A 23015-nucleotide genomic window follows, 5' to 3' on the forward strand; every position below is an offset into this window, starting at 1 on the left:
AGTCGCCGGTTCGGGCGCGTCGAGTCGCCAGTTGTGGCGCGTCGAGTCGGCGGTTCCGGCGGCTCAGCGGGTGAGGGTCGTCTCGACCTCGGCGCGGGCGAGCTTGTGCGGGTTGCGGACGTAGTAGAGCCCGGTGACGAGTCCGCCCTCGACGCGGACGGTGACGATGCCGTCGAGCTCGCCGTCCTGTCGCAGCGCCAGCGCGGGAGCGCCGTTGACGGACGTGAACGCGATCTGGACCGGACCGCCCTTCCGGGAGGCGCCGGCGAGGAAGCGCACCACCTTGTCGGCGCCGACGATCGGCCGCAGCGCCGCCTGCTTGACGCCGCCGCCGTCGCTGACGAGCACGACGTCGGGGGCGAGGACGTCGAGGAGGGCCTGGAGGTCGCCGGTCTCGGCGGCCCGGCGGAAGCCCTCCAGCGCGCGCCGCGCCTCGGCCTGCGAGACCGACTCCCGCGGCCGCCGGGCGGCGACGTGCTCTCGGGCCCGGTGCGCCAGCTGTCGTACGGCGGCGGGCGACTTGTCCACCGAGGCGGCGATCTCGTCGTAGGGGACGTCGAAGACCTCCCGCAGGACGAAGACCGCCCGCTCGAGCGGTGAGAGCGTCTCGAGGACGAGCAGCATCGCCATCGACACGCTGTCGGCCAACTCGGCGTCCTCCGCCACGTCGGGCGAGGTGAGCAGCGGCTCCGGCAGCCACGGCCCTACGTACGACTCCTTCCGGCGCGCCAAGGTCCGAAGCCGGTTCAGCGAGAGCCGGGTCGCAATGCGCACCAGGTAGGCCCGCTCGTCGCGCACCTCGCTCGTGTCGACCTCCGACCAGCGCAGCCAGGTCTCCTGGAGCACGTCCTCCGCGTCGGCCGCCGAGCCGAGCAGCTCGTAGGAGACGGTGAAGAGGAGGTTGCGGTGGGTGACGAACGCGTCCGTCGCCCGGTCCGGCCCCGACTCTGCGGTCATGCGGACGATTCCACCGCGCGGAGAGGCGGCTGCGCGAGCGGAATCTCGCAGACGTCGGAGAACCCCTGGCTGGAGAGCCCGGCGGCGGAGTTGAACCGCGACCGCATGTTCTCCAGCGCGATCATCTGGGTCAGCTCCACGACGGCGGGCGCGCCGAGCTGGTCGACCAGCTTCTCGACCATCCAGTCGGTCACGGTCGGCGGCGTGGCGCTCATCGCCTCGGCGTACTCCAGCACGTCGCGCTCGAGCTCGGTGAAGACGTCGGACTCGCGCCAGACCGGCACCTGGCTGATCTTGGCCAGGTCGAGCCTGTCGTTGCGGGCCTTGAAGTAGCCGAAGTCCAGGCACCAGCTGCAGCCGATCGCCGCGGCGCTCGCGAGCTGGGCGTACGACTTCAGGGTCGGGTCGAGGGCGTCCCACTTCTCGACCTTGCCCTCGAAGCCGAGCACGGCCTTGAGCACCGGCTTGTTGTGGAAGTACACGTAGGCGCCGTCCGGCACCTCGCCGACCATCTTCCTCGCGAAGCGCTTGACGAGCGCGCCGTACAGACCCGTGATCTCGGCCTTGGGAATGCGGAACCTGCTGGTGCTGGGCATTCGTGCCTCCTGCTGTCCGGAAATCCTTCTCGCTCAGGAGACACCGGTCACGCTCCGGTTGTGACACCGGCCGACGCACCGTGCACGCGCCCGTCGGGCCACTAGGGTGGACCGCGTGACCGAGGCGCAGACGACCGTGACGACCATCGCGGACGGCGTCGCGCGGATCAGCTGGGAGCCTGGCGAGCCGATCGACGTCGTACGCCACGAGGTGGCTGCCGCGCTGCTGACCCACACCCGCGTCGAGGCGCTCGTCGACCCCGACGACGCGCAGGCGCAGCGGACCGCCACCTGGGCGGGCCTGCACCGGGAGGGCGTGATGCGCGGGGTCACGATCGAGGGTCAGCCGGTCGACCGGATCCTGTACGCGCGGCTCGCCACCGACGTGCCCGTCGACCAGCCCGAGGGCTTCAGGGCGCTGCTCAACTCCTTCCTCCCGCGCAAGCGCGCGATCAGCCAGATGCTGGTGCGCGACCCGGAGGAGCGGGTGCTGCTGTGCCAGCTCACCTACAAGCGCGACTGGGACCTGCCCGGCGGCGTGGTCGAGGTCGGCGAGTCGCCGCGGGTCGCCGTCGCCCGGGAGGTCGAGGAGGAGCTCGCGCTGACCCTCGACCCGGGCGGGCTCCTGCTCACCGACTGGCTGCCGGCGTGGAGCGGCTGGGACGACGCCGTCTGCCTCGTGTTCGACGGCGGTGTCCACGACGCGTCGTTGACGGAGAAGATCGTCCACGAGGCCCGGGAGATCCGGTCGGCGGAGTTCTGCACGGTCGAGCAGGTCCGCGAGCGGGCGGCGGACTTCACCGCGCGTCGCATCGAGGCGGCGCTGGCCGGCGTACGCGGCGACGGGCCGGGCTACACCGAGTCCGGTCGCTGACCCGGGCGGCGCGCGAGCAGATAGGCCTCGCGGCGCGGGCGGACGCGGCCGAGCACGCCCTGCGCGACGAGCGCACCGACCACGAGGAGCATCCCGCCGGCGATCTCGCCGGGGCTCGGCTGCTCCCCCGCCAGCAGCCAGGCCGAGCCGATCGCCACCGGCGGGACGAGCAGGATCCACGGCACGACCGAGGAGGCCTGGTGGCGCGCGAGCAGCGAGTTGAAGACGCCGTACCCGACGAACGAGGCGAGCACCACCGTGTAGAGCGTGGAGAGCGCCGCCTGCCAGCCGAAGCCGGCGACCGCGTCGCGTACGCCGCCGGGCCCGTCGACGAGGAGGGAGAGCAGGACGAGCGGGACCGGCACGACGCTCGCCGACCAGACCGTCAGCGACAGGCCCCCCGGGACGCGTGCGGCGCGGGAGACGACGTTGCCGATCCCCCAGGACAGCGCCGCGACGACGCACAGCGCCAGCGCGCCGAGGGGAACGTGCCCGCCGCGCCCGAGCGCCACCACGACCAGGCCGACGGCTCCGGCCGCGACGCCGACGACCTGCGCCGTGGTCGGGCGCTCGCGCAGCGCGACCGACGCGATCACGATCGTGAATACCACCTGCGCCTGCAGGACGAGCCCGGCGAGCCCGGCGGGGAGGCCGGCGGCGAGCGCCGAGTACAGGAGCCCGAACTGGCCCAGGCTCATGAACACCCCGACCGCGGCGATCGTCCGCCAGGGCGCGGCCGGCCGGGGAAGCAGGAAGACCGCCGGGACCGCGACGAGCGTGAACCGGACCGCGGCAAAGAGGAGCGGCGGGAGGTCGCCCAGTCCCCAGTCGATGACGACGAAGTTGAAGCCCCACAGCGCGGCGACGAGGACGGCGAGGAGGGAGTCGCGGCGGTTCATGGGATCAAGCCTGCGGGTCGCGACTGTGAAGGACCATCGAATTGTCATGCACCTGATCAGGTAGCATCCGTTCATGATCGATCTTGATGCCCTCGCGGCGCTTCGCGCCGTCGCGACGCAGGGCTCGGTGGTCGGTGCGGCCGCCGCCCTCGGCTTCACGCCCAGCGCCGTGTCGCAGCAGGTCAAGCGGCTCGAGCGGCAGACCGGCGTACGCCTCCTCGAGCGGGTCGGCCGCGGCGTCATGCTGACCCACGCCGGCCGGCACCTCGTCGACGAGGGCGCCCGGCTGCTCACCGACCTCGAGGCGCTCGAGGCGGGCCTGCACCGTCAGTCCGGCGCGGTCGCCGGGCGGGTGCGACTGGCGACCTTCTCCACCGCGATGCGCGGGCTGGTGGCGCCGGTCGTCCGCGACCTGCTCGCCGCCCACCCGGACCTCTCCCTGACCCTCACGGAGCAGGAGCCCTGGGAGACCATCGACGAGGTCGCCACGGGACAGGCCGAGCTCGGCGTGGTGCACAGCTGGGGCGACGTGCCCCTCGAGATCCCCGGCCATCTCGTCACCACCGCGCTCACCCGGGACGTCGCCGACGTGATCGTGCACCGTGACCACCCGCTCGCCGGCCGGTCCGTCGTCACTCCGGCCGACCTGGTCGACGAGGGCTGGATCGCCACGCCCGAGGGCACGATCTGCCGGCAGTGGCTGACGAGGATGTACGACGGCACCGGCCGGCTTCCCCGGATCGCTCACGTCTCCATGGAGTTCGAGAGCCATCTCGCGCTCGTGCGCGCCGGTCTCGGCATCGCGCTCATCCCGCGGCTCGGCCGCTCGGCCCTGGGCGACGACCTCGTCGCTGTCCCCGCCGCCGAGCCGCGTCCGGTCCGCGAGATCATCGCCCTCCACCGGCACAGCATGGCCGCCTCCCCCGCCGTCGCGGCGGTGCTCGCCGCCCTCGCCGGCGCGAGTCCCGCTGAGAGCCGTGCTCCGGCCGAAGAGCCACACACACTCAAGGTCTCCTGAGGAGGAGATCAGTCCATCTCCTGCCCGCCCCCGTGTCAGGCTGGCGTACGGGCTGGTGCCTCGGGTGCTGCTGCGGGCTCGTCCTGGGACGAGAGCGCCGAGGTCTCCAACTCATCAGCACCGAGCGATTGCTCGCTGCGTAGCCTCGGTGGCGAAGGCACCCAGGCCTTGAGTCGCTGAACGACCGGCTCGTAGAAGTCGTCGATCGCCGTGAGTACAGAGTCGATGAATGCGCCACGCCCGCGCCCGCGCTTGGAGCCCATCGAGACCGTGTGCGCAATTCGGAAGGAGCGGATCTCCTTCTTAGGGTCGCTGATCAGGAGTTCGGGCTGTTCTCGCACCTTGCCGAGCAGGTCGGCCATGGTCGAGCCCCGTTGGTTCTGGACGAACGCCTCGATCCGTAGGGAGTCCGGAGCATCTCGAAGCTGCCGAGTCAGCCAGTTGACGCGGGTGCTGGCACGACCAGTCCTCGGTGCCTCGATGTCGAGGTGGCATGTCACCTTGCTCTCACGGAGGTTGGCTGTCACGACGACGTCGCTCACGGTCCCCGGTATGCGCAACGTGCCCGTCAGTGTGCCGTTCTCGACCAGAGACGCCTTCAGCGCGGACGCGCGAATGGTCGGATCCGCTTGCTCCTTGCGTGACAACTGGAGTGACACGTCGGTTCCGAGTCTGCGGCCGAGCTGCAGGCAGGCAAAGGTGAGAAGGGCATCCCAGCGTGCGACAACGCCTGGGATTCCCTTGTCACTCACTCGGAGAGTGTGGGCTGACACTTGCTCACGGATCGGCACCCAGTCCGGGCCCATATCCTCGAATTCGAGTGCACCGGACCTCGGGTGCTCGAGGTAACGGATCAACTCGCCGAGAATCCACGCCTGGTCCGGATCCGACACGCCCCGATACTCCTTCTGGAGAATCGCCTTCGACACGACCGAAGACCACGACCAGTGATGGAGCGTGACCTTCTTCAGTTTCCGTTTGTCGACTGCTGTCGGATGCTGATTCGGGCTCGGTGGTATCTGGTTGCTGATCGTTATGAGCGCGTCAAAGCCTTGCTCGCGGGCCACGTCCAAGTACGCCTCGACTTGTTCGACGGTGAGTTCGTTCTTGCCAGTCTTGACCTCGACCAGTCCGACCCAAGCCCGCTTTCCACGTGTCACCCGGATCAGTCCGTCGGGCCGCCACGTCTTCTCACCGTGCTTGAACGGCACCTCGACGTACGTTTCGATGGCGCCCGCAGGCGCCCCGACTGATGACAACAGGCTTCTGCCGAATTCCTTCACCGCCGGCAGCACCGCGAGGAACGCGGACGCCGCGCGACGTTCCTGCTCCTCTGCACCGGATATCCCCGAGGTCGGAATCAGCCTCGCTTGTTGCCACGACTCCTCGACCATGAATGTCTCCTGGATCGTCGTCTTTACTCAGGCACATTAGCGAGGCAAAAGGAATCCTGGATAGCAAAGGCGACGAAAGGGCCGGCGCAGCAAGGGCCGGACTCAGCCCGCCAAAGGTCGCGACTGAAGCCACCGAAAGCCGCGACTCAACCCGGGTCAGAACAGAGCGCTGGCGAGCGCCTGACGTCCCTTGAGGACGCGCGGGTCGTCGTTGCCGACGGCGGCGAAGAGGCTGACGAGGTGCTCGCGGGCGGCGTTGCGGTCGTCGCCGGTCGTACGCCGGACGAGGTCGACTAGGCGGTTGAAGGCGTCCTCGACGTGGCCCCCGAGGAGGTCGAGGTCGGCGACGAGGATCTGGGCGTCGACGTCGTCGGGGTTGGCGGCCGCGGCCTCGCGGGCGACATTGAGGTCGGCGCCCTGGGTGCGCTTGATGAGCTGGGCGCGGGCCAGGCCCACGCCGGCCTCGGAGTCGGCGGGGTTGGCGTCGACGAGCTTCTGGTACTCCGCGATGGCGGCGTCGACGTCGCCCGACGCGAGCGCCTCCTCGGCGGGTGCGTAGCGCGGGTCGGTCGCGGGCTCCTCCCCCTCCGCCGCGGGCTCCGCGGTCTGGGCGGACTGCGGCTTGTGGCGGCCGCTGATGCCCTGGGCGGTGAGCTGCTGGCCGAGCTGGTTGAAGAAGGCGCGCAGCTCGTCGATCGGCGGCGCGCCGGGGATCGGCTGGGTGACCGGGCGGCCGTCGAGCAGGACGTACATCAGCGGGATCTGCTGGATCTGCATCGCCTGGGCGATCTGCGGCGAGGCGTCGATGTCGACGAGACCGGCGAGGAACCGACCCTCGTACTCCTCGGCGACGGTCGAGACGTCGCGCGCGAAGGTGGCGCTCTCGGGCGAGCGACCGGGCGAGAAGAAGACCAGGACGACCGGCGCGGTCATCGACGACTCGAGGACCGACTGGAAGTTCTGCTCGCTCACCTCGACCGTGTAGGACCCGGTCGCTCCGCCGCCCGAGGGTGCGCCGGGGGCACCGGGCCCTCCGGGGGCGGGCTGGGCGGGACGCTTGAGGGCCGACAGGTCGACGGCACCGGGACGGGTGAACGGCTGCTGCGACATGAGGCCAATCCTAGAGGTCGGTCCCGACGTGGTCGGAGCCACCGCGTCCGACGGAGCGGGCGTTGTCTGAGAAATTGTTAGAGATCCTGTCCAACAGGATTCCTACATGATTGTCTTGGCTCCATGAGTGAGACCTCCGTCACCCAGGACACCTCCCGCGCCTTGCCGGTGCTGGCCACCGGCACCCTCGTCGCCTCGGTCTTCGCCTGCTTCGTCGCGCAGTTCGGGGTCAGCATCCCCGCCGTGATCCAGGGCTACGTGAACGAGGACCTGCTGCCGAGCCCCACCCAGCTGACCTGGGTCTCGGACGCGTTCATGGTGCCCGTCACCCTCTTCGAGCTCACCTTCGGCGTGCTCGGCGACCTCTTCGGCCGCAAGCGGCTGCTCTGGATCGGCGGCGTGCTGATGGCGGCCGGGGCGCTGATGGCCTTCCTCACCCCCTCCGGCAAGGTCGGCGTCCTCCTGGTCGGCCAGGCGATCTGCGGCCTGGGGGCCGCGGCGCTCTTCCCGACCTCGGTGGCGATGCTCGCCGCCGGCACGCACACCGTGCGCGACCGCGCACACACGATCTCGCTCTGGGCCGCCGCCCTCACGACGGGCGGCTTCATGTCGCCCGTGGTCGGCGGACTGCTCGCCAGGATCCACCACTCCGGCGGGGAGCACGCCAGCTGGCGCTACGCCTTCCTCGCCGAGGCGGTCCTCGCCCTCGCCAGCGTGGTCATCACCCTGGCGGTCGCCAAGAACTCCTCCGCGCCCCAGGGGCGCTCGCTCGACTGGCCCGGCCAGATCACCGTCGCGATCGCGCTGTTCGCCCTGCTGTTCGGCGTGATCCAGGGCGCCGACGACGGCTGGGCCAGCGCCACCGTGATCGGCAGCTTCGTCGTCGCGGTCGTCTTCCTGGCGCTCTTCGTGGCCGTCGAGCTCCGGGTCGATCGGCCACTGATCCGGCTCGAGCTGTTCGCCAACAGGATGTTCACGGTCTCGGCGATCGTGACGATCCTCGGCATGTTCGCCTACCTCGGCACGGCGTACGCCACCAGCATCCGGCTCTCGGCCATCCAGAACTACTCGCCGCTGACCACCTCGGTCGGCTTCGTCCTGCTCAACATCATGGGCGTCGTCCTGTTCCCGGTGAGCAGCAAGATGCTGGAGCGGTTCAACCCCGGCTGGGTCCTCGCGGTCGGGATGGCCCTGATCGGGATCGGCGACGTCGTCATCTCGGCGATCCCCGCCACCCACCTGGGCCTGGCCGCCGTGGCGGTGCCGCTGCTCGTCGTCGGGGCCGGGTTCAAGACCGCCGTCACCTCGATCACCGTCGTGGCCGTCAACAGCGTCCCCACCTCCAAGGCCGGCATGGCCAGCGGCGCGACCAGCATGCTCCGCGACTTCGGCCTGACCCTCGGTCCGGCGATCGTCGGCGCCGTCGCGCTCACCAACGCGGCCAACGCGATCAGTGCGAAGATCGCCGGGTCCGGGTCGCTCGCCAGCGCGGTGAAGCAGTTCGACACGTCCGGCGACATCCCGCCGGCCGTCAAGGGCGCCGTCCACTCCGGTCCCCTCGGCGCCAACGCGATCCCGGACCCGCCGAACCCGCTGAAGGACGTCGCCTTCCACGCGCTGTCGCACGCGTACTCCCTCGGATTCCTCATCTGCGGCCTCTCGGCGCTGCTGGCGGCCCTGATCGCGGCGGTCATGCTCGGCGGCCGGCAGCACACCGCGGCGTTCGTCGAGAGGGCGGAGCTGGCCGACGTCCACTGACGGCGGCGTACGCCGAGCAGCCCCGGATCACCGTCGATCCGGTCGCGTCCATCGGTAGATCTGCCCGTCGCGGACCTCGACGTACGCCGGCGGTCGGGGACGGGGATGGTCAGCGAGGTGGGCCAGGACCTTCACCCGACCGCGGACCGAGATCTCACCGTCGGTCCAGCGGAGGTAGGGGTGGAGCAGGGGGCGTACGTCGCCGAGCCTGCCCCCGTCGATGAGCGACCACGCCCGCGCGGTCGGCTCCGGGAGGTCGGGCAGGTCGTGCAGCATCCGCGGCGTACACATCCGCCAGGCATCCGTCACCAGCTCGCGCATCTCGTCCTGGGCGAGCCGGCCGAGCCGCGCGCAGACCCACTGGTAGCGCAGGTCCGCCGTCGGCGGCAGGAAGAACGTGTCCGGGTCGGAGGCGATCAGCCCGTCCCGCTCCAGCTTGGGATAGCCGAACCCCATCGACTCCTCGTCGCGCGAGAACGCCACGAACACGATCTGGCCGACCTTGAGCTTCCAGCGACCGCGCACCTCGCGCTCATAGGCGCGCGGAAGCGCGAGCCCGACGCGGCGTACGTCGTCCGCGGTGACCATGTCCCGATCATCCGTCGGCCGAGCCCGTCGGAGCCACCGAGATCGTCTCGACGGGCTCGACGTCCGGCCTCACCGCAGCTGGCCGCGGAGACCCGCCCGCTGCACGACCCGCTGGATGGTCAGGTCGCGCTCGTCCGGCCGGCCGACGTACCTGATCGCCTTGAGGCCCTGCTCCTGGGCGGCCGACTCGAAGACGAAGTGGCCGTAACCGAGGACCCGGCCGATGAACGGCTTCTGCACCGTGATGTCGAGGACCCTCGCCAGCGGCATGGTCGCGAGGTTGGAGGAGAGGACGCCGTGGATCCGGAAGATCCGCATGTTGGTGATCACGAAGCGGTCGCGCTGCTCGCGCAGCGCGCCCCAGCCCGCGTGGACGAGGAGGCCCCAGGAGAGGAGCACGAAGAGCCAGCCGATGGTGAGCGAGACGACCGCGGACAGGATCAGCAGGGCGAGGCCGAGGACCCCCTCCAGTACGGGGCGGATGAAGGCGACCCAGTGGTGCGCCACCTCGTCGACGACGACCTCCCCCTCGTCGCGGAGGAGGTGGCGGGAGATGTCGGGAGCGCCGAAACCGGCACGGCTCACTGCGTCCTGCTCACAGGGACCCGATGAAGTCGATGACCTTGGTGAAGAGCGAGGTCAGTCCCACCCAGGCAGCACCGCCGACGTCCTTGGCGGTGACCGCCAGGCCGTGGGGATCGGTGAACAGCCAGAACCCGAGGAACACCACGAGCACGGCAAACAGGACCTTCTTCAGGTTCATGGCCGACATGATGACAAAGGCCTCCCGCAGGGTGCGGGAGGCACGCGGACCGTGTCCGATCCCCACTCAGGCGTCGAGGAGGGAGTCCGCGGCGGCGTACGGGTCCTGCTCGCCGGCGACGACCGCGGCGGCGAGGACGTCGAGCGCGTCGGCCGAGCCGACGCGAGTCCAGCGGGCCCGGAGCGTCTCGACGGCGACGGCCTCGATCTCCGCCCGCGCCCGAGTCGTACGCCGACGGGCGAGCTCCCCGCTCGACGACAGCCATTCGTGGTGCCGGTCGAGGGCAGCAACGAGGTCGGCGAGGCCCGTGCCCGACTGCGCGACGGTCGCGAGGACGGGCCGCTGCCAGTCATCGGCGCTCCGGTCGGCGAGCCGGAGCATGCTGCGCAGGTCGCGCTGCACCCGGTCGGCACCGTCGCGGTCGGCCTTGTTGACGACGTACAGGTCCCCGACCTCGAGGATCCCGGCCTTCGCGGCCTGGATCCCGTCGCCCATGCCCGGGGCGACGAGCACGACCGTCGAGTCGGCCAGCGACGCGATCTCCACCTCCGACTGGCCGACGCCGACGGTCTCGACGAGGACGACGTCGAAGCCCGCCGCATCGAGCACGCGGATCGCCTGCGGGGTGCTCCACGACAGGCCGCCGAGATGGCCGCGGGACGCCATCGATCGGATGAAGACCCCGGCGTCGGTGGCGTGCTCGGCCATCCGGATCCGGTCGCCGAGCAGGGCCCCGCCGGAGAACGGCGACGACGGGTCGACGGCGAGGACGGCGACCCGGCGGCCCTCCGCCCGCAGCTCGGTCACGAGCGCCGAGGTGGTCGTCGACTTGCCGACGCCAGGGGCCCCGGTCAGGCCGACGACGTGGGCGTGGCCGGTGTGCGGGGCGAGGGCCGCCATCGCGCGGCGGAGCGCGTCTCCCCCACCGACGGGCGCGTCCTCCACCAGGGAGACCAGCCGCGCGACCGCCCGGGGCTCCCCGCCCCGGGCCCGCGCGACCAGTTCGTCGACAGCGGCTGGGTCAGTACGCCGCAAGCTCAGCTCTGTGGGACCCGCACGATCAGGGCATCGCCCTGGCCGCCGCCACCACAGAGCGCGGCCGCGCCCACGCCGCCGCCGCGGCGCTTGAGCTCGTGGGCGAGCGTCAGCACCACGCGGGTGCCGGACATGCCGACCGGGTGGCCGAGCGCGATCGCGCCGCCGTTGACGTTGACGATCTCGGGGTCGAGGCCCAGCTTGCGGGTCGACTCGATGCCGACCGCGGCGAACGCCTCGTTGAACTCGACCAGGTCGAGGTCGGCCGCGGTCAGCCCTTCCTTCTCGAGCGCCTTCGCGGTGGCGTTGGCGGGCTGGTGCTGCAGCGAGGAGTCCGGGCCGGCGACCATGCCGTGGGCGCCGATCTCCGCCAGCCACTCCAGTCCCAGCTCCTCGGCCTTGGCCTTGCTCATCACGACCACGGCGGCGGCACCGTCCGAGATCTGCGAGGCCGAGCCGGCGGTGATGGTGCCCTCCTTGGAGAAGGCGGGGCGCAGCTTGCTGAGGCTCTCGACGGTCGTGTCGCCGCGGACCCCCTCGTCGGCGGAGACGACGATCGGGTCGCCCTTCCGCTGCGGGATCTCGACGGGGACGATCTCGTCGTCGAAGAGGCCGTTCTTCTGGGCGGCGGCCGCGCGCTGGTGCGACGTCGCGGCGAAGGTGTCCTGCTCCTCGCGGGTGAGCTTCACGCCCTCCGCGTTGACCTGCTCGGTGAGGCCACCCATCGCCTGCTTCGTCAGCTGGTCGTACAGCGCGTCGTACGCCATCGAGTCGACCAGCGCCGTGTCGCCGTACTTGAAGCCCTCACGCGACTTCGGCAGCAGGTGCGGCGCGTTGGTCATCGACTCCATGCCGCCCGCGACGACGATCTCGACCTCACCGGCCCGGATGAGCTGGTCGGCCATCGCGATGGCGTTGAGGCCGGAGAGGCAGACCTTGTTGATGGTGATGCTCGGGAGGTTCAGCGGCAGGCCAGCGGCGACGCCGGCGGTGCGGGCGGGGTTCTGGCCCGCACCCGCCTGGATGACCTGGCCCATGATCAGGTAGTCGACCTTGTCCGGCGCGACGCCGGCCTTCTCGAGCGCCCCCTTGATGGCGATGCCGCCGAGCTCGGCGGCCGACAGGCTCTTCAGCCCGCCCAGCAGGCGGCCGATCGGGGTGCGCGCTCCCGCGACGATGACGGATCCGACGGTGTTGGACATGCTGGGTCGCCTCCAAAGGCTCTGACGCTGGCAGTACGGCCGAGGGTAACGAGCGTTAACCGCGAGCGGGAGGGGCTCGGGCCCGGCCTGACTGTGCCCATGGTCACACAGTCTCGCGCGCTCAGGCGGGCCGGACCAGAGTGGACCCATGACGTCCGTGCAGATCCCCGAGCACCTCTTCACCCAGATCGACCACGTCGGCGTGGCCGTGCCCGACCTCGACGAGGCGATCACGTTCTACGAGAAGACCTTCGGCATGAGGCTCGCCCACCGCGAGGTCAACGAGGAGCAGGGCGTCGAAGAGGCGATGATCGCGGTCGGCGACTCCGACAACATGATCCAGCTGCTCGCGCCGCTCGACGACAGCTCCACGATCGCGAAGTTCCTCGACCGCAACGGCCCCGGCCTGCAGCAGCTCGCCTACCGCGTGACCGACGTCGAGCAGGTCAGCGCGATCCTGCGCGACCGCGGCGTACGCCTCCTGTACGACGCGCCCCGCCGGGGCACCGCCGACAGCCGGGTCAACTTCGTCCACCCGAAGGACGCCGGTGGCGTCCTCGTCGAGCTCGTCGAGCCGGCCGGCACCGCCCACTGAGGGACGTCAGCGCCTGACCCCGAGCATGCGCAGGCCGAGCTCGGAGTACTCCGCCGCGATCTCCTCCGGGGTCCGCGGCCCCTCGGGGTGGAACCACTGCGCGAGCGAGGTGCACATCGTCGAGATCGCCTTGCCGGCGTCGGGCGGGGACGGCGGTTCGATCACTCCGACCGCCTCGGCGGACTCGACCTCCTCGTCGAGCATCCGCTGGACCCGGTTGCGGAGCGCGGCGATCCGCCGGTACGACGCCGGCTCGAGACTGCGCATCTCGCTCGCGCCGATGAACGCGAGGTCGTTGCGCCGCGCGTGGAAGAGCGCCAGCGCCTCGATGAGCAGCGCCAGTCGCTCGCGGCCCTCGCCGCCCTCGTCGCGCGCCTGCTCGAGCCGCCAGATCAGGTCGTCCATCGTCAGGTCGAGGACCCGGACGAGGAGCTCCTGCTTGCTCGGGACGTGGTGGTAGACCCCCGGCACGCTCATCTCCGCGAGCTGCGCGATCAGCCGCATGCTCGCGCCGTGGTAGCCCACCGCGACGAAGGCCCGGATCGCACCCTGGAGCACGGCCGGCACCGGTAGCGGGGCGAAGTCGCGCCAGTGCCCGGTCGGGGATGCGACGGTCGACGCGGCGGCCGGTATCGCGCGCCGTCGGCTCCCGAGCAGCTCCTCCGGCGGAGTGTCGAGCAGCTCCGCGATGCGACGCAGACGGTCGACGGTGACCGGCGTACGCCCGCGCTCGATCGCGCTCATCGTCGCCGGGCTCACGCCGAGCCTGGTCGCGAGCTGCCGCAGCGACACGCCGGCCGCCTCGCGGCGGGTCCGCACCAGTCGACCGGTGCCGTCCGCCTCCGTCGTCGCGAGATCCATGGTGTTCAGCCTAGCCGAACACCGCGTCTCCGGGCAGCGGGTCACCGAGATGCGCAGACGGACGGCCGATCTGACCGTTGACAGCGCCACTCGCTCGTGTGACGCTGATCACCGTCTCGCCCGGCGAGCCGAGCGATCGCTCTGTCGCCGCCGCGACCCGCCCACCGACGTGCATCTACCTGCCTGGAGGATCGACGATGACCGAAGCGCCCGCGATGGAAGAGCTGCTCAAGGACGCCCCGACCAACTGGGGCAAGTGGGGTCCGGACGACGAGGTCGGCGCCCTGAACTACCTGGACAACAGCGAGGTGCTGCGCGGAGTCCAGAGCATCAGGAGCGGGTCCGTCTTCACCCTGCAGCGGCTGATCGGCGACCCGGCCGGCGACCCGGTGTGGCCGGGCCGCTCCCCCGCCACCCGCACGATGATCCTCGACGAGTCCTCCTGGGACGGCGAGGACGCGCCCGCGTTCCCCGGCGGCCTCCACTACGCCGACGACAAGATCGACGCGTTCCTCCAGGGCTCGACGCAGTACGACGCCCTCGGGCACGTCTGGTACGGCGGGCAGATCTGGAACGGCTACGACGCACGTACGACGGTCGGCGGACTGGACAGGGCCAGCGTCGAGCCGATCGCCCAGCGTGGCGTCGCCGGTCGGGGCATCCTGCTCGACATGGCCCGCCACCGCGGCAAGAAGGCGCTCGACAAGGCCGAGACCTTCACCCACGAGGACCTGATGGCCTGCGCGGAGGCCCAGGGCACCAAGATCGAGAAGCACGACATCCTGGTCATCCGCACCAACTTCCTCCAGCTCTTCTTCGAGCTCGGGAACGCCTTCTACGACGGCTTCTGCGAGCCCGGGCTCGTCTACAGCCCCGAGCTGGTGGCGTGGTTCCAGGACATGGAGATCCCCAACCTCGTCACGGACACGATCGCCAACGAGGTGACGACCGACCCCAACAACGGCACCGCGCTCCCGCTCCACTGCGCGCTGATGCGCAACCTCGGGGTCACCCTCACCGAGATCTGCGACCTGGAGAAGCTGGCCGACCACTGCGCCGAGGACGGGCAGTACACCTTCCTCTACGCCGCGGCACCGCTCAAGGTCCACCGCGCCAGCGGCTCCCCGGTCAACCCGATCGCGATCAAGTGAGAGGCGACCCGCCCGTGACGACGTACACCGAACGCCCCTGGCTGGCGCTCTATCCCTCCGGGAAGCCGGGCGACATCACGCCCGACTTCACCTCGATGCTCGACCTGCTCGCGGCGACCGTCGCGCGATCGCCCGAGGCGCCCGCGATCCACTACTTCGACGGCACACTCACCTACGCCGACGTGGACGCGCGCTCGGACGCGCTCGCGTCGGCACTGGTCGACCGCGGGTTCGCGCCCGGGGACCGGCTGGCCCTCTACGCGCAGAACGACCCGGCGTTCGTGATCGGCCTGCTGGCGGCGTGGAAGGCCGGTGGCGCGGCGGTGGCGGTCAACCCGATGAACAAGGCGCGCGAGCTGACCTACCTGCTCGCCGACTCGGGCGCGACCGCCCTGCTCTGCCTCGAGGAGCTGTACGCCGACGTGGCCCGCGACGTCGTCGCCGGCGGCGAGACCCGGGTGACGACCGTCGTCACCTACTCCGCGCTCGACGAGCAGACCCGCGACGACGAGCGGCTCTTCGCCGGGGTCACCCGGTCTCCGCAGGAGGGCACCCTCGACCTGGCCGGCCTCTTCGAGGAGTACGCCGGCCGCCGGCCCGACCCGGTCACGAAGACCGGCGACGACGTCGCGATCCTCACCTACACCTCGGGGACGACCGGGGTGCCCAAGGGCGCGATGAACACCCACGGCAACCTCGCCTTCAACGCCCAGACCTACCGCGACTGGATCGAGCTCGGCCCCGGCGACCGGGTGCTCGGCGTGGCGCCGCTCTTCCACATCACCGGGCTGGTCGGCCACGTCGCCGTCGCGATGCTGGTCGGCTGCCCGCTGGTGCTCGCCCACCGCTTCGAGCCGAACGTCGTCCTCGACGCCATCCGCGAGCACCGGCCCACCTTCACGGTCGGCTCGATCACCGTCTTCATCGCGCTCTCGGGGATCTCCTCGAAGGAGGACTGGGCGTCGTTCGCGAAGGTCTACTCCGGCGGGGCGCCGATCGCACCGGCGGTGACCGACCAGTTCGAGGAGAAGACGGGCCTCTACATCCACAACATCTACGGCCTCACCGAGACCAACAGCCCGTCCCACGCCGTCCCGCTCGGCGTGCGCGCGCCGGTCGACCCGACCTCCGGCGCCCTGTCGGTCGGCGTGCCGGTCTTCAACACCGTCGTCAGGATCCTCGACGACGACGGCAAGGAGGCTCCGGTGGGCGAGGTCGGCGAGATCGTGACCTCCGGCCCCCAGGTGGTCCCGGGCTACTGGCAGAAGCCGGAGGCGACGGCCACCTCGATCCCCGGCGGCGAGCTGCACACCGGCGACGTCGGCTTCATGGACGAGCAGGGCTGGTTCTACCTCGTCGACCGCAAGAAGGACATGATCAACGCGGCCGGCTACAAGGTGTGGCCGCGCGAGGTCGAGGACGTGCTCTACGGCCACCCGGCGGTCCGCGAGGCCGCCGTCGTGGGCGTCCCGGACGAGTACCGCGGCGAGACCGTCAAGGCCTACGTCTCGCTCAAGCCGGGCTCGCAGGTCAGCCCCGAGGAGCTGATCGCCTTCGCGAAGGAGCGGATGGCGGCGTACAAGTACCCCCGCTCGATCGAGCTCCTCGACGAGCTGCCCAAGACCACGACGGGCAAGATCCTGCGCCGCGAGCTCCGCGACGCGTGACGCGTGAGGCGTACGCCGAGCTCGTCGGGGTGCCTCGACGAGCTCGGCGTACGCCCGCGCCGGTCAGCCGGCGGGCTCGAGCTCCTCGACCTCCGCCTCGGACTCCGGCGTCCCCGGCACCTCCGTCCCGCGGATCGACTTCCCCGCCGTCTCGATGACGAACATGAGTGCGGCCAGGCCGACGGCCGATCCGGCGACCATGTAGTACGCCGGCATCAGGTCGTCGCCGGTGAGGTCGATCAGCCAGTCGTTGACGTAGAGCGCGGTGCCGCCGAAGAGGGCGGTCGAGATGTTGTAGCCGATCGCCATCCCGCCGTACCTCACATGTGCGGGGAACATCGCCGGGAACGTCGCGCTGATCGTGGCCAGCTGGGCGACGTACACGATGCCCAGGACGGCGAAGCCGACCACCGCCGGCCAGAAGCCCTGCGCGATCAGTAGGAACATCGGCACCGCGAGCACGACGAGCAGCGCGAACGAGCCGCCCCACATCGGCTTGCGCCCGACCTTGTCGGACAGCGCGCCGGCGATCGGGATGAACAGCAGCATCGCGACCTGCCCCAGGATGACCAGCAGGTCGGCCTGTCCGGCCGAGAAGCCCGCATGGTCGGTGAGGTAGGTCGGCATGTAGGCCAGCAGCGTGTAGTTGGCGATGTTGAGCGCGGCGACCAGGCCCATCAGGGTGAGGATCGGGCGCCAGTAGCCGACGACGAGGTCCTTGAGCGCGGTCGTCGCGCCCTCCTCGACCGCGTCGGCCTCCTCGAGCTCCTGGAACACCGGCGTCTCGTCGAGCTTCATGCGGACGTAGAGGCCGATCAGCCCGATCGGGCCGCCGATGAGGAACGGCACCCGCCAGCCCCAGTCGGTCATCGCGGCGTCGCCGAAGATCGCCTGCGTCAGCGAGACGACGGCGATCGCGGCGGTGAAGCCGGTGATCGTCCCGAACTCCAGGAAGCTGCCGAAGAAGCCGCGCCGCCGGTCGGGCGCGTGCTCGGCCATGTAGGTCGCGGCCCCGCCGTACTCACCGCCGGTGGAGAAGCCCTGGACGACCCGCAGGAGGACCAGGAGCACCACGGCCCAGGCGCCGACGGTGTCATACGTCGGCAGGCAGCCGACCAGGAACGTGGAGCCGGCCATCAGGACGATGGTCATCGCCAGGACCCGCTGCCGCCCGATCCGGTCGCCGAGCGGGCCCCAGAAGAGGCCGCCGAGCGGGCGCAGCACGAACGACACCGCGAAGACGAGGGCGGTGCCGACGAAGCCGGCGTTCGGGAAGAAGTTGTCGGTGATCTGGGTGGCGACGTAGGCGTAGGCGCCGTAGTCGAACCATTCGGTCGCGTTCCCGATCGCTGCGCCGGCGGTGGCCCTGCGGAGCAGGCCGGTCGGCGGGTCCTGAGGATTCGTCGCGTTCTCTGCTGTCGCATCCATGTGCCACCTGCCTACGCGACCTGACGTCCCTTCGCAAACCGGGTGGGGTACCGGACCGCCCCTCGAGGCGCGAGGATGGAGCGTTCGAAGTGGCCTCCGTCACAGCGGGTGACACTCCCTGTTACCGCTGAGTAATGTCCGGTCACAGCACCGTTCAACGCCCGGTACGCCGGGTCGACCCTCAACGACGCAGGAGCCGACGTGCAGCACATTCTCGACGCCATCCTCGCGGGCGACGCGAGCAGCGAGGACTTCGCGAGTCTCGAGATCCCCGACCACTACCGCGCCGCGACCGTCCACAAGGACGAGGTCGACATGTTCGAGGGGATGCCGAGCAAGGAGAAGGACCCGCGCAAGTCGCTCCACGTCGAGGACGTGGCGCTCCCCGAGCTCGGACCGGGCGAGGCGCTCGTGGCGGTGATGGCGAGCGCCATCAACTACAACACCGTCTGGACCTCGATCTTCGAGCCGCTCCCCACCTTCGGCTTCCTGGAGCGGTACGGCAAGCTCTCGCCGCTCGCGAAGCGGCACGACCTGCCCTACCACATCGTCGGGTCCGACCTCGCCGGCGTCGTGCTGAAGACCGGCCCCGGCGTACACCTGTGGAAGCCCGGGCAGGAGGTCGTCGCCCACTGCCTCTCGGTCGAGCTGGAGAGCCCCGACGGCCACGACGACACGATGCTCGACCCCGAGCAGCGCATCTGGGGCTTCGAGACCAACTTCGGCGGGCTCGCCGAGGTCGCGCTGGTCAAGGCCAACCAGCTCATGCCCAAGCCGGCCCACCTGACCTGGGAGGAGGCCGCCTCCCCCGGCCTGGTCAACTGCACGGCGTACCGCCAGCTGGTCTCGAAGAACGGCGGGGCGATGAAGCAGGGCGACAACGTCCTCATCTGGGGTGCGTCCGGCGGTCTGGGCGGATTCGCGACGCAGTACGCCCTCAACGGCGGCGCCACCCCGGTCTGCGTGGTCTCCAGCGAGGACAAGGCCGAGATCTGCCGCAGCATGGGCGCGGAGCTGATCATCAACCGCCGCGAGGAGGGCTACCGGTTCTGGAACGAGGACGGCACCGAGCAGAACCCCAAGGAGTGGCTCCGCTTCGGCAAGAGGATCCGCGAGCTCACCGGCGGCGAGGACATCGACATCGTCTTCGAGCACCCCGGCCGGGAGACGTTCGGCGCCTCGGTCTTCGTGACCCGCAAGGGCGGCACCATCACCACCTGCGCCTCCACGTCGGGCTTCATGCACGAGTACGACAACCGCTACCTGTGGATGAACCTCAAGCGGATCGTCTCCTCCCACTTCGCCAACTACCGCGAGTCGTGGGAGGCCAACCGGCTGATCGCCAAGGGCAAGATCCACCCGACGCTCTCGAAGGCCTACCCGCTCGAGGAGGTCGGCCAGGCCGCCCTCGACGTCCACAAGAACCTCCACCAGGGCAAGGTCGGCGTCCTGTGCCTCGCCCCCGACGAGGGCCTCGGCGTACGCGACGAGGAGATGCGGGCCAAGCACCTCGACGAGATCAACCGCTTCCGCGGGGTCTGAGCAGGCCCGGACCGGGGCCGGCCGCGGGTGACCCGTGGCCGGCCCTGTCGTCGTTCTCACAAGGGCGCCACGGTACGAGCGAGCGCCAGCGAGCGACCGTCGGCCCTCTCGTGCCGCCGCGTTCGTATCGTCTGCTCTCCCCACGGACGCGGCGGCACGAGCGATCCTGAGCCGACGGGGGGCTGGGTTGTGCGACGCTTACCGGCAAGGATGGGCGTGAGCCACCGAGCAGCAGTACGCCACGAAACACACGGAAGAGGAACCCCCAGTCATGACCAACCAGGGCCTGTCCATCTTCGACGACGAGCCGAGGAAGCCGTCGGCCGACGACACGGAGACTCAGGTTCTCCCGCGCGTCACCGCCCCGGTCGCCTCCCAGTCGCCGCTCCCGGTCGTCCGGCGCGGCGGCTACGACACCACCGCCGTCGACCAGCGCATCTCCGAGCTGACCGCTGCCCAGGCCTCCGCGGCCAACGCCCTCAAGGCGGCGCAGCAGCGGGTCGCCGATCTCGAGAAGCAGGTCGAGTCGCTCAAGTCCGAGCTCGCCGAGTCGCAGAGCCCGTCGTACGCCAGCCTCGGTGGCCGCGCCAGCGCGATGCTGCGCCTGGCCGAGGAGGAGGCCGCGGAGGTCAAGGAGGCCGCCGAGAAGGAGGCCGCCGTCATCCGCGAGCAGGCGCAGCGCGAGGCCGCCGCGACCAAGGCCGCGGCGCAGAAGGAGATCGAGGCCCTGCGCGCCTCCCACTACCGCGAGATGGACGAGCACCGCACCAAGGTCACCGCCGACGCGGAGCAGACCCGCCAGCTCGCGCTGAGCGAGGCCGACGACCACATCGCCGCGGCGCGACGCGAGGCCGACCAGCTCCGGCTGGCCGCCCAGCAGGAGGTCACCGAGCTGCGCACCGCCACCCAGCGCGAGGTGGAGAAGGCCCGGGCCGGCGCGGACCGCGAGGTCCAGGAGGCCCGCCGCATGCTCAGCGTCGAGAAGGAGCGACTCGCCCGCGAGGCGGCCGACCACCACGACGCCGCGATGGCCGAGACCCGCCGGCTCGTCGAGGAGGCCGAGTCCCGCGCGGCCGCCGCCGAGGAGCGGGCCCGGGTCGCGACCCAGCAGATCGCCGACCAGCGCGCCGCCGCCCAGCAGGAGTCCGACGGGCTCCTGAGCCGGGCCAAGCGGGACGCGGAGTCGCTGCTCGCCTCCGCCCGCGCCGAGGCGGACCACATCGCCTCCACCGCCACGCTCGAGGCGGAGCGGGCCCGCGCCGTCATCCAGGCCGAGCTGCAGCGGCTCACCAAGCGCCGCGACGCGATCGCCGTCCAGCTCTCCTCGCTGACCGAGCTCGTCGCGGGCTTCGGGCGCAACGACGACGCCGAGGACGAAGACGAGGCCTCCACGGCGGACTCGGACGACGCCGACGCCGCGTCGGCCGAGGTCACCGCCGCCGCACCGGCGGCCGACGACGCCGCGACCGAGGCCGACGACGCCGACACCGACACCACCGACGAGACCGCCGAGGACGCGAAGGCCTCCGCGGAGACCACCGAGTGAGTGACCCGGCGGCATCCGCCGACGAGACCGCCGAGCCGTCCCAGCCGTCCGAGACGACCGGGACGGCCGCCGGCGGAGAGCCCGCCGACGAGGCTGTCGGGCCGGGCACCGACGCGGAGGTCCTCGGGACGCCGGGGCCGCCGTTCTCACGACGGGCGCCGTACCTCGTCGGGCTGCTCGCCGGTCTCGGGCTGCTGACGGCCTGGGCCATCGGCAACATCGTCATGGCGATCAGCGGGGTGATCGTCCAGGTCGTCGTCGCGCTGTTCATCGCGGCCGGGATCAACCCGATGGTCGTCTTCCTCGAGCGCCGCGGCATGCGGCGGCCGTACGCCGTCCTGACCGTCATCGTGGTGGTCCTGGCGGTGGTCGCGCTCTTCGTCGTGGCACTCGTGCCGGTCATCAGTGACCAGGTCGCCCGGATCAGCGACAACGTCCCGGACTGGCTCGACCGGCTGGAGCACAACCAGAAGATCCAGGACCTCGACGACGAGTACCACGTCCTCGACAAGATCAAGGACTTCGTCACCAACGGCGACTTCGTCAGCTCCCTCTTCGGCGGCGTGCTCGGTGTCGGCCTGGCGGTGCTCGGCTTCGTGCTCAACGCCTTCGTCATCACGGTCCTGACGCTCTACTTCATCGCGTCGTACGACAAGACGAAGAAGGCGCTCTTCAGCCTCGCTCCGGCGTCCCGACGCGACCGCGTCAGCAAGCTCGGCGAGCGGATCTTCGAGGGCATCGGCGGCTACGTGTCCGGCGCGTTCATCGTCGCGCTCTGCGCCGGGCTCTCGTCGCTGGTGTTCCTCTTCGTCGTCGGCATGGGCGAGTACGCCGTGGCGCTCGCCTTCGTCGTCATGCTGACCGACGTCATCCCGATGATCGGCGCGACGATCGGCGCGGTCATCGTGTGCGCGATCGCGTTCGCCACCGACGTGAAGACCGGCATCATCGCGGTGATCTTCTACATCGCCTACCAGCAGGTCGAGAACTACGTGATCTACCCCCGGGTGATGTCGCGCTCGGTCGACGTCCCCGGCGTGGTCACCGTCATCGCCGCGCTGGTCGGCGCGTCGCTGCTCGGCGTCGTCGGCGCGCTGCTCGCGATCCCGACGGCCGCCGCGATCCTCATGCTCGTGCGCGAGGTCTTCGTGAGGGCGCAGGACGAGCGGTAGCCCGACCCTCAGTGCCAGGCCCGCACGGACGCCGACGCCTGCTCGGCGGCGCTGAGGACGCGGGCGACCAGGTCGCGGCGTACCTTCTTCGTCGGCATCCTCGATGACGGCAGCGCCACGTTGATCGAGGCCACCGGCGCCCCGACGGTGTCGGTGACGGCCGCGCTGACGGCGCTGACGCCGTGGGTGCCCTCGCGCACGTTCATGGCGAAGCCCGCGCGGCGCACGTCGGCGAGCTCGTCGAGCAGCTGCTGCCGGCTCTGCACCGTGTTGCCCGTACGCCGCTCCAGCCCGCGCCCGGCGAGCCGACGCTCCAGCTCGTAGTCCGAGAGGTGCGCCATCATCGCCTTCCCGGCGGCCGTCGCGTGCGCGGGCATCAGCACGCCGACCCGGTCGGCGACGCGGACGACCTGCTCGCTCTCGATCCCGTCGATGAACCTCACGTTGTGGCCCTCCAGCACGCACGCGCTCACCGTCTCCCCGGTGTCGGCGGCGAGCGCCTCGAGGGCGGGACGCAGGGCGAGGCGCAGGTCGAAGCCGCTCCGCGCTGCCTGACCGATCTCGCGCAGCACCGGCCCGGGGAGGTACGGCGCGCCGCGCGCGGCCTGCTCCGCGAAGCCCTGTGCCGACAGCGAGCCGAGCAGCCGGTGCGCGGTCGACGGCGCGACGCCGAGGAGGTCGGCGACCTCGGAGACCCGCAGCGCGCGGTGCTCGACGAGCAGCCTGACGAGCTGGAGGGCGTTGTCGACCGAGCTATGGGGTCGTTTCGGCATAGCGGAATCGTAGGCGCCAACGGTTCCGCTTGGGCGAACGGGCGTGCTGTGCTCTTCAGTGAGACGGGGGTCACATCCACTGCACC

General features: G+C 70.8%; 22 protein-coding genes. 9 read left to right on the forward strand and 13 right to left on the reverse strand.

Annotated features, from left to right (window positions below):
- Window positions 1-63 precede the first annotated feature (63 nt).
- Window positions 64-957 carry an RNA polymerase sigma-70 factor gene (locus ABLE53_RS22960; protein WP_348861491.1) on the reverse strand — a complete coding sequence of 298 codons (894 nt, stop codon included), beginning with the start codon at window positions 955-957 and terminating at the stop codon, window positions 64-66.
- Complete coding sequence (locus ABLE53_RS22965; protein ID WP_348861492.1) at window positions 954-1553, reverse strand: carboxymuconolactone decarboxylase family protein; 600 nt, start codon at window positions 1551-1553, stop codon at window positions 954-956. Before ABLE53_RS22965 ends, ABLE53_RS22960 begins: the two co-directional genes overlap by 4 nt.
- Window positions 1554-1668: 115 nt before the next feature.
- On the opposite strand from ABLE53_RS22965, the gene ABLE53_RS22970 reads away from it, so the two are divergent.
- Complete coding sequence (locus ABLE53_RS22970; protein WP_348861494.1) at window positions 1669-2427, forward strand: NUDIX hydrolase; 759 nt, start codon at window positions 1669-1671, stop codon at window positions 2425-2427.
- On the opposite strand, the gene ABLE53_RS22975 is transcribed toward ABLE53_RS22970, so the two are convergent.
- A complete protein-coding gene (locus ABLE53_RS22975) occupies window positions 2406-3326 on the reverse strand; it encodes an EamA family transporter (RefSeq protein WP_348861495.1) in 921 nt (306 codons plus the stop codon). The two genes, ABLE53_RS22970 and ABLE53_RS22975, sit on opposite strands and share 22 nt — an antisense overlap.
- Window positions 3327-3399: 73 nt before the next feature.
- Here ABLE53_RS22975 and ABLE53_RS22980 point away from each other — a divergent pair, with 73 nt between their 5' ends.
- A complete protein-coding gene (locus tag ABLE53_RS22980) occupies window positions 3400-4344 on the forward strand; it encodes a LysR family transcriptional regulator (protein ID WP_348861497.1) in 945 nt (314 codons plus the stop codon).
- Window positions 4345-4379: 35 nt separating this feature from the next.
- Here the strand turns inward: ABLE53_RS22980 and ABLE53_RS22985 are convergent, their stop codons facing one another.
- The gene (locus tag ABLE53_RS22985) at window positions 4380-5738 is read right to left on the reverse strand and encodes a hypothetical protein (RefSeq protein WP_348861498.1); all 1359 of its coding nucleotides are present in this window, start codon (window positions 5736-5738) and stop codon (window positions 4380-4382) included.
- Between the two features lie 156 nt (window positions 5739-5894).
- Window positions 5895-6848, reverse strand: coding sequence for a co-chaperone YbbN (locus ABLE53_RS22990; protein WP_348861499.1), 954 nt, complete (start codon window positions 6846-6848; stop codon window positions 5895-5897).
- A gap of 123 nt (window positions 6849-6971) precedes the next feature.
- Between ABLE53_RS22990 and ABLE53_RS22995 the strand changes: the two genes are divergently transcribed.
- The gene (locus ABLE53_RS22995; protein ID WP_348861500.1) at window positions 6972-8606 is read left to right on the forward strand and encodes an MFS transporter; all 1635 of its coding nucleotides are present in this window, start codon (window positions 6972-6974) and stop codon (window positions 8604-8606) included.
- A 27-nt stretch (window positions 8607-8633) separates the two neighbouring features.
- Here the strand turns inward: ABLE53_RS22995 and ABLE53_RS23000 are convergent, their stop codons facing one another.
- From ABLE53_RS23000 to ABLE53_RS23020, 5 genes are all read right to left on the reverse strand, one after another.
- Complete coding sequence (locus tag ABLE53_RS23000) at window positions 8634-9194, reverse strand: MmcQ/YjbR family DNA-binding protein (protein ID WP_348861501.1); 561 nt, start codon at window positions 9192-9194, stop codon at window positions 8634-8636.
- Window positions 9195-9263: 69 nt separating this feature from the next.
- Window positions 9264-9779: a PH domain-containing protein gene (locus tag ABLE53_RS23005; protein ID WP_348861503.1), complete on the reverse strand. Its 516-nt coding sequence runs from the start codon at window positions 9777-9779 to the stop codon at window positions 9264-9266.
- A gap of 10 nt (window positions 9780-9789) precedes the next feature.
- Window positions 9790-9957 (reverse strand): hypothetical protein, encoded by a 168-nt coding sequence (locus tag ABLE53_RS23010; protein WP_348861504.1) that lies wholly within the window; start codon window positions 9955-9957, stop codon window positions 9790-9792.
- A gap of 66 nt (window positions 9958-10023) precedes the next feature.
- The gene (gene meaB, locus ABLE53_RS23015) at window positions 10024-10998 is read right to left on the reverse strand and encodes a methylmalonyl Co-A mutase-associated GTPase MeaB (protein ID WP_425474911.1); all 975 of its coding nucleotides are present in this window, start codon (window positions 10996-10998) and stop codon (window positions 10024-10026) included.
- Window positions 10995-12194 (reverse strand): acetyl-CoA C-acetyltransferase, encoded by a 1200-nt coding sequence (locus tag ABLE53_RS23020; protein WP_348861506.1) that lies wholly within the window; start codon window positions 12192-12194, stop codon window positions 10995-10997. Before ABLE53_RS23020 ends, meaB begins: the two co-directional genes overlap by 4 nt.
- A gap of 148 nt (window positions 12195-12342) precedes the next feature.
- Here ABLE53_RS23020 and mce point away from each other — a divergent pair, with 148 nt between their 5' ends.
- On the forward strand, window positions 12343-12789 hold the full coding sequence (mce, locus tag ABLE53_RS23025; RefSeq protein ID WP_348861507.1) for a methylmalonyl-CoA epimerase: 447 nt from the start codon (window positions 12343-12345) through the stop codon (window positions 12787-12789).
- 6 nt (window positions 12790-12795) lie between these two features.
- On the opposite strand, the gene ABLE53_RS23030 is transcribed toward mce, so the two are convergent.
- A complete protein-coding gene (locus ABLE53_RS23030; RefSeq protein ID WP_348861508.1) occupies window positions 12796-13650 on the reverse strand; it encodes a TetR-type transcription factor C-terminal domain-containing protein in 855 nt (284 codons plus the stop codon).
- 197 nt (window positions 13651-13847) lie between these two features.
- On the opposite strand from ABLE53_RS23030, the gene ABLE53_RS23035 reads away from it, so the two are divergent.
- Together ABLE53_RS23035 and ABLE53_RS23040 are read left to right on the forward strand one after the other, a co-directional pair.
- A complete protein-coding gene (locus ABLE53_RS23035; protein ID WP_348861509.1) occupies window positions 13848-14801 on the forward strand; it encodes a cyclase family protein in 954 nt (317 codons plus the stop codon).
- Window positions 14802-14815: 14 nt separating this feature from the next.
- The gene (locus tag ABLE53_RS23040; RefSeq protein ID WP_348861510.1) at window positions 14816-16468 is read left to right on the forward strand and encodes a class I adenylate-forming enzyme family protein; all 1653 of its coding nucleotides are present in this window, start codon (window positions 14816-14818) and stop codon (window positions 16466-16468) included.
- A gap of 63 nt (window positions 16469-16531) precedes the next feature.
- Here the strand turns inward: ABLE53_RS23040 and ABLE53_RS23045 are convergent, their stop codons facing one another.
- On the reverse strand, window positions 16532-17896 hold the full coding sequence (locus tag ABLE53_RS23045; protein ID WP_348861511.1) for an MFS transporter: 1365 nt from the start codon (window positions 17894-17896) through the stop codon (window positions 16532-16534).
- A gap of 201 nt (window positions 17897-18097) precedes the next feature.
- On the opposite strand from ABLE53_RS23045, the gene ccrA reads away from it, so the two are divergent.
- The 3 genes from ccrA to ABLE53_RS23060 all read left to right on the forward strand — a co-directional run bounded on the left by ccrA (window position 18098) and on the right by ABLE53_RS23060 (window position 22156).
- Window positions 18098-19438, forward strand: coding sequence for a crotonyl-CoA carboxylase/reductase (gene ccrA, locus ABLE53_RS23050; protein ID WP_348861512.1), 1341 nt, complete (start codon window positions 18098-18100; stop codon window positions 19436-19438).
- Window positions 19439-19709: 271 nt separating this feature from the next.
- Window positions 19710-20984, forward strand: coding sequence for a coiled-coil domain-containing protein (locus tag ABLE53_RS23055; protein WP_348861513.1), 1275 nt, complete (start codon window positions 19710-19712; stop codon window positions 20982-20984).
- Window positions 20981-22156 (forward strand): AI-2E family transporter, encoded by a 1176-nt coding sequence (locus tag ABLE53_RS23060; protein ID WP_348861514.1) that lies wholly within the window; start codon window positions 20981-20983, stop codon window positions 22154-22156. Before ABLE53_RS23055 ends, ABLE53_RS23060 begins: the two co-directional genes overlap by 4 nt.
- A gap of 8 nt (window positions 22157-22164) precedes the next feature.
- Here the strand turns inward: ABLE53_RS23060 and ABLE53_RS23065 are convergent, their stop codons facing one another.
- Window positions 22165-22929 carry an IclR family transcriptional regulator gene (locus tag ABLE53_RS23065; protein ID WP_348861515.1) on the reverse strand — a complete coding sequence of 255 codons (765 nt, stop codon included), beginning with the start codon at window positions 22927-22929 and terminating at the stop codon, window positions 22165-22167.
- Between the last annotated feature and the right edge of the window lie 86 nt (window positions 22930-23015).

The sequence above is a fragment of the Nocardioides asiaticus genome, from assembly GCF_040049175.1.
GTDB classification, from domain to species: Bacteria; Actinomycetota; Actinomycetes; order Propionibacteriales; family Nocardioidaceae; genus Nocardioides; species Nocardioides cheoyonin.

Coding starts and splice junctions, on each gene's coding strand:
- ABLE53_RS22960 (WP_348861491.1), bottom strand. CDS start 957: ATGACCGCAGAGTCGGGGCCGGACCGGGCGACGGACGCGTTCGTCACC.
- ABLE53_RS22965 (WP_348861492.1), bottom strand. CDS start 1,553: ATGCCCAGCACCAGCAGGTTCCGCATTCCCAAGGCCGAGATCACGGGT.
- ABLE53_RS22975 (WP_348861495.1), bottom strand. CDS start 3,326: ATGAACCGCCGCGACTCCCTCCTCGCCGTCCTCGTCGCCGCGCTGTGG.
- ABLE53_RS22980 (WP_348861497.1), top strand. CDS start 3,400: ATGATCGATCTTGATGCCCTCGCGGCGCTTCGCGCCGTCGCGACGCAG.
- ABLE53_RS22985 (WP_348861498.1), bottom strand. CDS start 5,738: ATGGTCGAGGAGTCGTGGCAACAAGCGAGGCTGATTCCGACCTCGGGG.
- ABLE53_RS22990 (WP_348861499.1), bottom strand. CDS start 6,848: ATGTCGCAGCAGCCGTTCACCCGTCCCGGTGCCGTCGACCTGTCGGCC.
- ABLE53_RS22995 (WP_348861500.1), top strand. CDS start 6,972: ATGAGTGAGACCTCCGTCACCCAGGACACCTCCCGCGCCTTGCCGGTG.
- ABLE53_RS23000 (WP_348861501.1), bottom strand. CDS start 9,194: ATGGTCACCGCGGACGACGTACGCCGCGTCGGGCTCGCGCTTCCGCGC.
- ABLE53_RS23010 (WP_348861504.1), bottom strand. CDS start 9,957: ATGAACCTGAAGAAGGTCCTGTTTGCCGTGCTCGTGGTGTTCCTCGGG.
- ABLE53_RS23020 (WP_348861506.1), bottom strand. CDS start 12,194: ATGTCCAACACCGTCGGATCCGTCATCGTCGCGGGAGCGCGCACCCCG.
- mce (WP_348861507.1), top strand. CDS start 12,343: ATGACGTCCGTGCAGATCCCCGAGCACCTCTTCACCCAGATCGACCAC.
- ABLE53_RS23030 (WP_348861508.1), bottom strand. CDS start 13,650: ATGGATCTCGCGACGACGGAGGCGGACGGCACCGGTCGACTGGTGCGG.
- ABLE53_RS23035 (WP_348861509.1), top strand. CDS start 13,848: ATGACCGAAGCGCCCGCGATGGAAGAGCTGCTCAAGGACGCCCCGACC.
- ABLE53_RS23045 (WP_348861511.1), bottom strand. CDS start 17,896: ATGGATGCGACAGCAGAGAACGCGACGAATCCTCAGGACCCGCCGACC.
- ABLE53_RS23055 (WP_348861513.1), top strand. CDS start 19,710: ATGACCAACCAGGGCCTGTCCATCTTCGACGACGAGCCGAGGAAGCCG.
- ABLE53_RS23065 (WP_348861515.1), bottom strand. CDS start 22,929: ATGCCGAAACGACCCCATAGCTCGGTCGACAACGCCCTCCAGCTCGTC.